The sequence below is a fragment of the Stenotrophomonas sp. TEPEL genome, from assembly GCF_004348785.1.
Taxonomy (GTDB): Bacteria; Pseudomonadota; Gammaproteobacteria; order Xanthomonadales; family Xanthomonadaceae; genus Stenotrophomonas; species Stenotrophomonas indicatrix.
In genome coordinates this window covers 1,735,568-1,746,774 of the sequence record NZ_QQXJ01000001.1, presented here as the reverse complement: position 1 = coordinate 1,746,774, position 11,207 = coordinate 1,735,568, and the positions used below count along the sequence as shown (strand labels likewise).

The following is an 11,207-nucleotide window of genomic DNA, read 5'->3' as shown; positions in this document are numbered from 1 at the left end:
GCCGGCCAGCGGCCGGCACTACCCCATCATTCCTGCAGGCGATCCGTTCACGCTTTCGCACCACCGCATTGCCGGCCAGCGGCCGGCACTACCACGTCGGACCTGCAGGCGATCTGTTCCGGTAGGTGTCGACCTTGGTCGACACGCTTTCGCACCATCGCGTTGCCGGGCCGTGCCCGGCGTCATCCCCTCCGTCTCAGTACACCGGCAGTTCGATGTAGCTGGCCTGCGCGGCGCTGTGCCATACCCGCTGAGTGGCCTTCTGGTAGTCATCCGGCTTGGCCAGGTAGATGTTCGGCACGTAGGTCTGTGGGTTGCGGTCATACAGCGGGAACAGGCTGGACTGTACCTGCACCATCACCCGGTGGCCCTTCTGGAAGGTGTGGTTGGCATTGGGCAGGTCGAAACGGTACGGCAGCACCTGGTTGGCCGCCAATGCCTTGGGGTCGCTGAAGCTCTCGCGGTAGCGGCCGCGGAAAATCGCCAGCGACACTGGCAGCTCATAGCCGCCCATCTCCGGTGTCGATGCTTCCTGGTCCGGATACACGTCGATCAGCTTCACCACCCAGTCGCTGTCGGTGCCACTGGTGGACGCCTGCAGGTTCACCACCGGCGTACCTCCGATGCGCAGCGGTGCGGTCAACGGCTCGGTGATGAAGGTCAGCACGTCGGGGCGGCCATCGACGAAGCGCTGATCCTTGACCAGCCAGGTCGTCCACATGTCGCGGTCGCCAAAGCGCATCGGACGCGGTACGAACGGCACCGGCTTGGACGGATCAGACACGTATTCCTCGAAGTCGCCCTCGCCCGCCGCCGGCGCCTGGAACGCCAGCTTGCCACCGGCACGCAGGTACAGCGGCTTGCTGTTTGCCGCGCACGCTTTCTCGCAGCTGCGCGGCCACCCCTGCAGGCGGTCCCAGTGGTTTTCACCGGTGTTGTACACCAGCACCGGTGGCGTATCGGCCTTCGGCGCGCCATCCACCAGATACTGGTCGAAGAACGGCTTGAGCACGTCGCGGCGGAACTGCAGCGCGGTATCGCCATCGAATTTCAGCGCCCCAAGCTGGCTGCCGTCATAGTTCACCTGGCTGTGCCGCCACGGGCCCATCACCAGGTAGTTGTGGGTGTTGCCGGTGTCGCGCCCTTCCATCGCCTGGTAGGCGTGGTTGGCACCCCACATGTCTTCCTGGTCCCACAGGCCCTGCAGCCACATGGTCGGCACCTTCAGCGGCGTCTTCGCCATCACCGCATCCAGCGCCTGGCCCTGCCAGAACGCATCGTATGCGGGGTGCTGTACCAGCTTTTTCCACCAGGTCAGCTGGTCCACGCCGGTAAAGCGGGCGTAGTCACCGGCCGAGCCGATGCGCAGGAAAGTGCTGTAATCGTCGTAGCCCAGCGACGGCAGCGGCGTGCCCTTGCCACGCTTCTCGGTCTGCATCGCGAAGTAGTTGAAATTGACCTGGCGGAAGGCGCCGTAGTTGAGCCAGTCGTCACCCATCCAGCCATCAACCATCGGGCTCTGCGGCGCGGCCACCTTCAGTGCAGGGTGCGGATCGGTCAGCGCCATCACCACGGTGAAGCCTTCGTACGACGAGCCGAGCATGCCGACCTTGCCATTGCTTTCCGGCACATGCTTGACCAGCCAATCGATGGTGTCCCACGCATCGGTGGAATGATCGACCTTGGTACCGTTCAGTGGCCCACGCAGCGGCCGGGTCATCACGTAATCGCCTTCGGACCCGTACTTGCCACGGATGTCCTGGAACACGCGGATGTAGCCGCCATCGACGAACACTTCATCGCCCTGCGGCAGCAGATCGCGCATGCGCGGCGAATCGCTGCGGCTGGCGCGGCCGGCGGCATCGTACGGCGTGCGGGTCAGCAGGATCGGTGCATTGCGGGCACCCTTGGGCACCACGATCACCGTGTACAGCCTGGTGCCATCACGCATCGGCACCATCACCACGCGCTTGTCGTAGTCGCGGCCCACATCGGGGGCGACGAAGGGTTTTCCGCTGATGTCCGGGGTCATCGGCGGCGTGTCGGCGGCCAGCACGGCGCTGGACAGGCTCAGGGCTACGGCAACAGCAACGGCACGCACACGCATGGACATCACCTCCCGGCAGGAAAGGCCCCAGCCTACTCCCGTAGCCCCCGGCAAAGCGTGTGCCTGCTTTGCATTCTGCGGCGTTTACAGGCAGGACTGATGGCACATGTGCGGTCTGCTGCCGCTGCGCTCACCGGGCATGGCCCGGTGCTACCCGTTAACGGTCAACCACGGTAGCGCCGGGCCATGCCCGGCGGACCCATCACGCCGCCGGTACTTCATGCAGGGCCAGCCAGCGCCAGTGCCCTCCTTCCTGCCGCAGCACTGCCAGCGATTCCCGCCACGCGGCTTCTTCCCCACCCACGGCATGCCCTTCGCGATAACGCAGCACCGCCAGCGGCGACGGCGCTTCCACCGCCTGCACGGCCTCGATGGCGATCCGCAGTCCCGGCCGGGCGCCGTGTCCGCCCACGAACAGCGCCTGCACGGCGCCGCGGTCCAACCTGCGACCGGAGATGCCGACCATGCTGAAGTCCGCGCAGAAATGTTCCATCAGATCAGCCAGTGCATCGGCCGCGACCTCTGCGCGGAACCAGGCCTGCAGCTTGTCGTGCAGCAGGTGGATTTCGTGTTCGGCGGTCATGTCCATCAAGCAGTCTCCGGAGTGGAAAGGGAATGCAGCTGCGACCGGCGCAGCAGCGCCAATGGCAACAGGGTGAGTACGGCCGCCAGGCCCAGCGCCGCGCCGGTGGCATGCGCCGGCCACCACTGCATGGCCAAGGCAAGCAGCAGAGCAATGGCGGCGGTACCCAGGCAGAAGCTGAGCTGGCGGTTGAGGTTCCACAGTGCACTGGCATCGCCCAGCGCCTCGGCGTCCACACCATGGAACGCCAGCGTCTGCGCGGTGCTGCTGCACAGGCTGCCGCCAGCGCCCATGAGGGCGAACAGCAGCCCGGCCAAGGCGAAGTGCGGTTGCGGCAGCAGCGCCATCAACAACAGGCCGCTGGCCTGCAGGAGCATACCCGCGCGCAGCACCGAGGCTGGTCCGAAGCGGGCCAGCAGGCGCTTGCTGGCTGTGATTGCAATGGCCGAGGCCAGCGCCCACGGCAGCATCAGCGCGCCGATCCGTGCCGCGCTGTAACCGGCTTGATGCAACTGCAGGGTACTGACCAGCTGGCTGCCGATGAACACACCCGGCACCGCGAGATACACCAGCATGGCCATGCGCAGGCCGCGATGGGACAGCAACGACCATCGCAGCAAGGGCTGCGCCTGTCGCCGTGCGTGCCGCAGGTGGGCCGCCGCCAACAGCAATGCGATCAACAGCAATACGCCACCGGCAACCCGATGGCCGGGTTCGCCCAGCCAGGTCAGCGCCAGCAGCAACGCGCCCAGCGCAGACATCGCGGTGGCCAGTGCATAGCCCTGCAGGCGTGGCGCACTGCGCAGGCCATCGGCCGGCATCCACGCCAGCACCAGAACGATCGCCAGCACCGCCAGCGGCAGGCTGGCCCACAGCACGCCGCGCCAGGACAGCCACTGCACCAGCAGGCCGCCAAGAGCCGGTGCAAGTGCCGGCACCAGCAACGCCACCAGCAGGATGCGCCGGGTCAGCGCACCGCGTTGCCCAGGCGTGCACTGCCGGTACGCCGCCGCCTGCGCCACCGGAATCAGCAGCCCGCCAGCCAACCCCTGCAGCAGCCGCCAGCCCAGCAGCCAGCCGATGGACGGCGCGGCGCCGGCCAGGCCCGCAGCCACCGCGAACAGCAACAAGGCAGCCAGCAGCAGGCGACGCTCGCCGCAGCGCGCGGCCAGCCACGGGGCCAGCGGAATCACCACGCTCAGGCCCAGCATGTAGGCCGTGCCCACCCAGGCCAGGGTGCCGATGTCCGCATGCAGCTCGGCCGCCAGCGCCGGGTAGGCCACGGTGGCGATGAACATGTTGACCAGGTCCAGCGCGAACACCAGCAGGAAGATCGCCTCATGGCGCAGGCGTGGGGAAGGCATCAGCAGGCTCCGGCAGCGAAGGCGACAGCATCGCGGACCAGCGTTGTTGGAAAAACACGACGGCAGCTGCAACACTGTCAAACCTGTTTTGACAATCAGCCACCATGGTCAGCCTCGATCGCTTCGATATCTTCCGTGCCGTGGTCGAGGCCGGCAGCCTGACCGCCGCCGCCGAGCGCCTGGGCCTGAGCCGGGCCGTGGTCAGCTTCAACCTGAAGCGGCTGGAGCAGGAGCTGGGGGTAACCCTGCTGCTGCGCAGTACCCGCCACCTGGCGCTGACCGAGGCCGGCGAACAGTTCCTGCAGCACTGCGTGCAGGCACTGGATGCCGCGCAGGCCGCCATCGATGCCGCGCGCCGCGACCAGCATCAACTGCAGGGCATGCTGCGCCTGACCACCACCCCGGAGTACGCGCAGCTGCGGCTGATTCCAGCACTGGAAGCCTTCCGCGCGCAGCATCCAGCGCTGGCGCTGCATCTATCGACCTCGCCAGCCCCGGCCGACCTGATTCCCGAGCGTTTCGACCTGGCGATCCGCCTCGGCCGCCTGCCCGATTCGCAACTGCATGCCACCGAGCTGGAACGTCACCCGCTGTGCGCGGTCGCCGCTCCGGCATTGCTGGCGCGCCTGGGGTCCGCCGAGGCGGTGGATGATCCGGTGCTGCTGGGCACCCTGCCCCGCCTCGGCTATCCGCGCCTGGCCGATGTGCCAGTGGTCGCGCCGGATGGCAGCGATGCATTGTTCGCCACCAATCCGGTCAACGCGGTGATACGCGTGGATGGGGCCAGCAGCCTGCGCGCGTTCGCCGTGGCCGGCGCAGGAGTGACCGTGCTGCCACGCTGGCTGATCGAGGACGATCTCGCCCACGACCGCCTGCGGCCGGTGCTGCGCCAGCATCGTTTCCCGCAGCAGAGCGTGTACGCGGTGTACCCGCACAGCAGCCAGCCCTCGCCGAAGGTGCGGCAGCTGATCGATTTCCTGCGCGGGTGGTTTGGTGACGACGCCAGCTGAATCCTTCGCCCGCCGGGCATGGCCCGGCGCTACCCCGCAAGGGGCCGTGTCTGTTTACGGGATGCCGCTGCGCTCGCCGGGCATGGCCCGGACCTACCCGATTACGGGCATCCCGGTAGCGCCGGGCCATGCCCGGCGAGCGCAGCGGCATCCCGTAAACAGACACGGCCCCTTGCGGGGCCGTGTCTTCAACCATCAGTACCGCAGCGGATCAGCGCAGCACCTGCTCCACCAGCTGCACGTCCACCGTCTGCAGCGGCTCGGCCGCGTTGCGCGACAACTGCACCTGGTAGGTGCCGCCGGCGATCTTCCACTGGCGTGCCTGTGCATCGTAATGGGCCAGGGTCTTCGGCTCGGCTTCGATGCGGATGCGACGCTGTTCGCCCGGCTGCAGCTCGACCTTGTCGTAGCCGATCAGGCGGATCGGCGTGGCGCTGCCGGCCGGCAGCTTCAGGTACAGCTGGGCGACGTCTGCACCGGCGCGCTTGCCGGTGTTGCGGATGTCGACGCTGGCAACCAGGCGCGAACCCTCCACGCTCACCTTCAGGTTTTCATAGGCGAACGAGGTGTAGGACAGGCCGTGGCCGAAGGCGAAGGTCGGGGTCAGGCCCTTGGCCGCCATCCACTTGTAGCCGACGTTGGCGCCTTCGATATCGAAATCGAACACATCGCCGAACGGCTTGGCCGGCTTGAAGCCAAGGCCATCGATGTGCGGGCGCGGCAGCTGCGATTCGTCCACCACCCAGGTCACCGGCAGGCGGCCGGACGGATTGGCCTGGCCGGTCAGCAGTGCGGCAATGCCTTCACCGCCGCGGATACCCGGGTACCAGGCCTGCAGCACCGCCGGCACCTGCGCCAGCCACGGCGTACGCACCGGGCCGTTGGTTTCCAGCACCAGCACGGTCTTCGGGTTGGCCTTGGCCACCGCCGAAATCAACGCATCCTGGTTGTCCGGCAGCTGCATGTCCGGCAGGTCCACCGATTCGGCCGCCCACTGGGTGGCGAACACGATGGCCACATCCGCCTGTGCAGCAGCCTTGGCCGCAGCGGCGGCATTGGTGCCGTCCACATAGGTGATGGTGGCGTCCGGACGCGCGGCACGCAGCGATTCCAACGGCGAGGACGGATGGAAGATCACCGGGCCCGGCCAGGTGGTCGGCAGCACGCCCGGCACCGCGTTGGTGCCCTTGGCCGTGACGCCCACCATCGACGAACCACCGCCACCGATCACGCCCTTGTCGGCATGGCCACCGATGATGACGATGCGCTTGGCGCTGTCGGCCAGCGGCAGCAGGCTGCCTTCATTGCGCAGCAGCACGCTGCCTTCTTCCACCGTGCGCTGGGCCACGGCGAAACCGGCTTCGGCGTCGACCTTCTGGTGCTGCGGCGGGTTGTCGAAATTGCCGTGCAGGAACATCGTGCGCAGGATGCGCGCGACCATGTCGTTCAGGCGCGCCTGCGGTACCACGCCGCCGTGCACGGCCAGGCGCAGCGGCTCATCGAAGAACACCGCCGCATCGAACACTTCACCGGCCGATTGCTGGTCCAGGCCGGCCAGCGCCGCCTTCGATCCGCTGTGCACGCCGCCCCAGTCGGACATCACGAAACCGGGGAATTTCCACTCCTGCTTCAGCACCTGGTTCATCAGGTAGCCGTTTTCGCAGCCGTAGGTGCCGTTGATCTTGTTGTACGAGCACATCGCCACGCCCGGACGGCCGGCTTCCAGCGCGATCTCGAACGCCAGCAGATCCGACTCGTGCATGGCCTGCTCGCCAATGCGCACGTCGTGGAAGTTGCGGCGGGTCTCCATGTCGTTCAGCGCGAAGTGCTTCATCGAGGAGATCACGTGCTGGCTCTGCACGCCCTGGATCACTGCGCCGACCATCGAACCGGCCAGCAGTGGGTCTTCACCGGCGTATTCGAAGTTGCGGCCGTTACGCGGGTCACGCTGCAGGTTGACGCTGCCGGACAGCAGGATGTTGAAGCGCTGCTGCCAGGCTTCGCGGCCCATCGTCGCGCCACCGGCAAAGGCAACACCGCGGTTCCAGGTGGACGCCGTGGACGGGCCCGACGGCATGGCGGTGGCGAAATCACCCGGGCGGATGCCACCGGGATTGGTCACGCCCACGCCGGCGTCAGCCGACTGCTGCGACGGAATGCCCAGGCGCGCCACGCCCGGTACGAAACCGGCCGAGCCCACCGCACCTTCCGGCAGCTTGCCACCGTCCTTGCCCAGCCCGAAGTAGCTGTGCAGCATCTGGAACTTCTCGTCCTCGGTCATCGCCTTCAGCAGCAGCGCAGCGCGCGCATCGGCGGTGAGCGTGGTATCCATCCACGGCTGCTCGCCGCCCTTGTCAGCCGCATAGGCCAGGGTCAGCAGGGTTGCACGCAGCGCGCTGCCTTCAACCTTGAACGGCGCACTGCTGGCGGCCTGGAAGCCATCGCTGAAATAGCTGGCATCGGCCTCCAGGGCCACGCGTGCCGGATCGAAGCCGGCCGCCTTGGCCGATTCACCGGCCACCGCGCCGAGCAGCACCGCCGGCGCGCCCAGTCGCGAACGCGACACCAATGCCGGCAACTGCGAAGCACCGGCGCCAGCGTCGGTGTACACCGCCACTGCATGACGGCCGTCATCCAGGCGCAGGTAGTTCAGGCCCGGCTGGTCGGGGCCGGATTCGGCGGCGATCGGCAGCCGGGTCAATACGGCCTGGCCGTGCTGGGTCTGGCCGTCATCCTTGCCGGCGGCGATGAAGCGGTACTGGTAGCCCAGGCCATCGGCCAGCAGCTGCAGCGGATCGACCTGGCCGATGCCGCGCTGTACCTGGCGAACGCTGACAGCATCCACCTGCAGGGTCTTCAACTGGGCAGCCAGGGCCGGCATCGCGTCCGCGGTCGGCGCCTGTTCCAGCGTCAGCACGGTGAAGGCGGCGGAGTCGGCCCAGGCCGGGGTGGCCAGTGCGGCAGACAGGGCCAGGGACAGGGCGAGCGGCTTTGTAAACGTTTTCATCGGCGGGCGTAATTCCGTTGCCAAGGCAATCGGTCCAGGGAAAAAGGTGCCGCCGAAGGGTGCAGCGTCATGCCGCGCATGCGTTGCCGGGCAACGCCTTGCAGGCCAGAGGACGGGCCGGTCTGCGCGCGGGACCCTCCTCCCGTGCGTGACAACCTGCCTGTCCGGGCCGCGCAGGGCGACCCATCATGTGAAGAGTGTGCGAGGGCGTTCATCGCTGTCAACAGGACCTAAGTCACAGGCGCGATGTGCGGACTGGTTATCAGCCCATCACCGGCGGTCATCAACGGGCTGCACGGCGCTGCCGATAATGGTTCTCCCCGGCGACGAATCGAGCCCATGACCGTACATCGCGACTTCGACCATCTCTGGCGCGACCGCTGTGACACCTCCAGCCAGCGCAGCCCGCGCGTGCTGATCCGGGTGTTCGTCGCCCCCGGCGAACTGGAACGCAGCGTGGCCTTCTACGAGCAGCTGCAGGGCGTGGTCGCCGATGCCGGCTTTCCGTTCCCCGATGCGGGCCTGCGGCTGGCGATGGTCGGTGCGTTCCTGCTGATCGAAGGCTGCGACGAGGCGCTGGCGCCGTTCACGTCGACCACGGGCACGTTGCTGGTCGACGACGTTCGGCCTTATCACGACAAGCTGGTGGCCGCCGGCGCCGAGATCATCTTTCCGCTGCAGGTGGTACCGACCGGTGCGGCGTTCAATGCGGTGCATCCTGATGGCACCGTGGTCGAGTACGTGCACCACCGGCCGGACCCGCAGGGGCGCTGAGGTGGCGCGCCACACCTCAGTAGATCCACGCCATGCGTGGATGTTTTTCCCATGAACCCTTGCGGCATACGTCATCCACGCATGGCGTGGATCTACAATTCCTCCATGTCCTCCCCCGCTCTACCCTGGAATGGCACCCTGCTGCTGGATGCACACGTGGCCGTGCTGCAGGGCCACGCCGGTGACAGCGCCGCGCATGCGCACTACGCCCATCAACTGCTGCTGAGCGAAGGCGACCCTTGGCAGGTCGAGATCGATGGCGTGCAGCAGCAGGGCCAACGGCTATGGCTGCGCTCCTTCCAATCGCACGCGATCCTGTCGGCGCCCGCTGACGGCTGCACGGTGTTCCTCGAACCGGCACATGCCGACCTCGAACAGATCCAGCAGCATCTGCAGTCGTTGCCTGGCAATGCCGCGCAGCTGCACGAGTGGCTGCCGCGACTGAGCCGCCCGCAGCCCGTGGACCGCCGCATGCAGGCGGCGCTGGCCCGCATCACCCAGCACCTGCCCGGCCCGGTGCCAGCCGCCGATATCGCCGAGGCCGCGCATCTGTCGACCAGCCAGCTGCATCGGCGCTTCCAGTCCGAGCTGGCAGTGACCCTGCGCGGCTGGGTGCTGTGGCAACGGCTGCGCAGTGCGCTGGCGCATCATCTGCGCGGGCACAGCCTGACCGACAGCGCGCATGCCGCCGGTTTCGCCGATCTTCCCCACCTCTCGCGCAGCCTGCGCCGCATGTTCGGCATCGGTGCCGCGCAACTGCAGGGCCTGCACCTGCACGCGGCCTGACGCATCGATCACCCGCGCCTGCTCAGGCCTTCCGGAAGCTCCGGCACCTCGCCATGGGGCAGCGCGCGGAAGGGGGCCAGCAGTTGTGCGGAATACGCCTGCGGATAGTCCGGCTGGCTGCCAATGCCCAGATCACGCTGCCGCAACCGATAGCCCGGTGCATCAAACGCGGTCCCCAGCAGGTGGTCCCACACGGTGAAGAACAAACCGAAATTGACATCACCTGCGGTGCCATAGCGGATGTGGTGGAAGCGGTGCAGCGGTGCCCATGCCATCACCCGGCCCAACACACCCGGGCGCATGTCCACATTGGAATGCTGCAGCAGCAGCTGGATCGCGATGGCGAACGCCAGCACCGCGGCCACCGGCATCGGCATGCCCAACAACAGCAGCGGCAGTACGCCGCCCACCGCTTCGGCGGCCTGGTGCAGTGGGTGTTTCATCAAACCATTGAAGCCATACATGCGGGTCACGCTGTGATGCACCGCATGCAGCCGCCACAACCAGCCGATGCGATGGCTGGCGTAGTGCACCAGGGTGATGCCAAGGTCAGCCGCGATGATCGCCACCAGCACCTGCAGCGCGAATGGCCACTGCGTCGGCCAGACGTGCCAGGGCACGATTGCCGCCAGCATCGGCACCGTGGCGATCGACAGCAGGTTCAGGCTTTCATTGACCAGCGCATGCAGGACGTCGCGCAGGCGGTCACCCTGGTCGTGGTTGAACGCCGGATCGTAAGGCCACAGCCGCTCGGCAGCGAACGACACCGCGATGGCGACAGCCAGCAAGGCAAGCAGCCACAACGGGTCACCGTGGGAGTGGCCGACCCAGGTAATGGCAGCGGCAACAAAACCCAGCAGGAACAACGGGGCATACAGGCGGAGCATCCAGTGCTTCATGGCAGGCTCTGAACAGTGAGGGTCCTGCATGCTGGCGCGGCATGCGGCCTGCGGGCTTGAACAAACAGCGCAACCCCGCGTCCGCTCACGTTGAATGCCCACCTTGGTGGGCGATCCACGTCTGGCGTGGATCTACTGCGCGAAGGCCGGCTTTCCCGCATCCAGGTCCCCGTTCCCCAGTAGATCCACGCCATGCATGGATGCTTTACCTCCTTCAGCAAGCTGAAACCCCCGCCCTCCGATTTCATTAGTAATATTACTCACAGGCCGAGTAGCATGTCCGGTCTCAGCCCCTGATATCGGCCTGTCGATACTCGCTCCATGCCTGCCGTTTCCGCCCACTTCTGCCGCTTCCCGCCAGCCCGGCGCCTCCCCCGGAGGACCGGCTGATGGGCGCCGTCGTCGCCCTCGACCGCCTGCTGGACGGCCGCCAGGTCTGGCGCGGGCCGGCACGCCAGGGGCAGGCCAGCGACCATCTGGCCAGTGGCCACCCGGCGCTGGACGCGCGCCTGCCCGGCGGTGGCTGGCCAGCCAGCGGGTTGTGCGAAGTACTGCAGGCCGCACCCGGGGTCGGTGAACTGGCCCTGGTCTGGCCGGCGCTGGCAAAGCTGAGCCAGCACCCACGGCCGATCGTGCTGGTCGCCCCACCCCATCGCCCGCACGCCCCGGCATGGGCC

The 11,207-nt window shown here is 67.4% G+C and carries 8 protein-coding genes and 1 pseudogene; 4 read left to right on the top strand and 5 right to left on the bottom strand.

All coding sequences use genetic code 11. The features are described from left to right. Positions 1–196: 196 nt before the first annotated feature. From TEP_RS07860 to TEP_RS07850, 3 genes are all read right to left on the bottom strand, one after another. Positions 197–2,107 (bottom strand): CocE/NonD family hydrolase, encoded by a 1,911-nt coding sequence (locus TEP_RS07860; RefSeq protein WP_132824859.1) that lies wholly within the window; start codon positions 2,105–2,107, stop codon positions 197–199. Between the two features lie 202 nt (positions 2,108–2,309). Next, entirely contained in the window at positions 2,310–2,696 is a 387-nt protein-coding gene (locus TEP_RS07855; RefSeq protein WP_132824858.1) for a DUF4440 domain-containing protein, read from the bottom strand. Beyond that, positions 2,696–4,054 (bottom strand): MFS transporter, encoded by a 1,359-nt coding sequence (locus tag TEP_RS07850; protein WP_132824857.1) that lies wholly within the window; start codon positions 4,052–4,054, stop codon positions 2,696–2,698. The genes TEP_RS07855 and TEP_RS07850 overlap by 1 nt, the downstream gene beginning before the upstream one ends. Before the next feature lie 104 nt (positions 4,055–4,158). On the opposite strand from TEP_RS07850, the gene TEP_RS07845 reads away from it, so the two are divergent. Further along, a complete protein-coding gene (locus tag TEP_RS07845; RefSeq protein WP_132824856.1) occupies positions 4,159–5,064 on the top strand; it encodes a LysR family transcriptional regulator in 906 nt (301 codons plus the stop codon). Positions 5,065–5,275: 211 nt separating this feature from the next. Here TEP_RS07845 and TEP_RS07840 read toward each other — a convergent pair whose 3' ends face one another. Continuing rightward, complete coding sequence (locus tag TEP_RS07840; RefSeq protein ID WP_132824855.1) at positions 5,276–8,071, bottom strand: glycoside hydrolase family 3 C-terminal domain-containing protein; 2,796 nt, start codon at positions 8,069–8,071, stop codon at positions 5,276–5,278. A gap of 339 nt (positions 8,072–8,410) precedes the next feature. On the opposite strand from TEP_RS07840, the gene TEP_RS07835 reads away from it, so the two are divergent. Both TEP_RS07835 and TEP_RS07830 read left to right on the top strand, forming a co-directional pair. Continuing rightward, on the top strand, positions 8,411–8,845 hold the full coding sequence (locus TEP_RS07835; RefSeq protein ID WP_025878496.1) for a glyoxalase/bleomycin resistance/dioxygenase family protein: 435 nt from the start codon (positions 8,411–8,413) through the stop codon (positions 8,843–8,845). A gap of 81 nt (positions 8,846–8,926) precedes the next feature. Next, entirely contained in the window at positions 8,927–9,631 is a 705-nt protein-coding gene (locus TEP_RS07830) for an AraC family transcriptional regulator (RefSeq protein WP_132824854.1), read from the top strand. Positions 9,632–9,639: 8 nt separating this feature from the next. Here the strand turns inward: TEP_RS07830 and TEP_RS07825 are convergent, their stop codons facing one another. Next, on the bottom strand, positions 9,640–10,518 hold the full coding sequence (locus TEP_RS07825) for a sterol desaturase family protein (RefSeq protein WP_240790650.1): 879 nt from the start codon (positions 10,516–10,518) through the stop codon (positions 9,640–9,642). A gap of 401 nt (positions 10,519–10,919) precedes the next feature. On the opposite strand from TEP_RS07825, the pseudogene TEP_RS07820 reads away from it, so the two are divergent. Beyond that, positions 10,920–11,207, top strand: a pseudogene (locus TEP_RS07820) (DNA lesion error-prone repair protein ImuA); the annotation flags it as partial.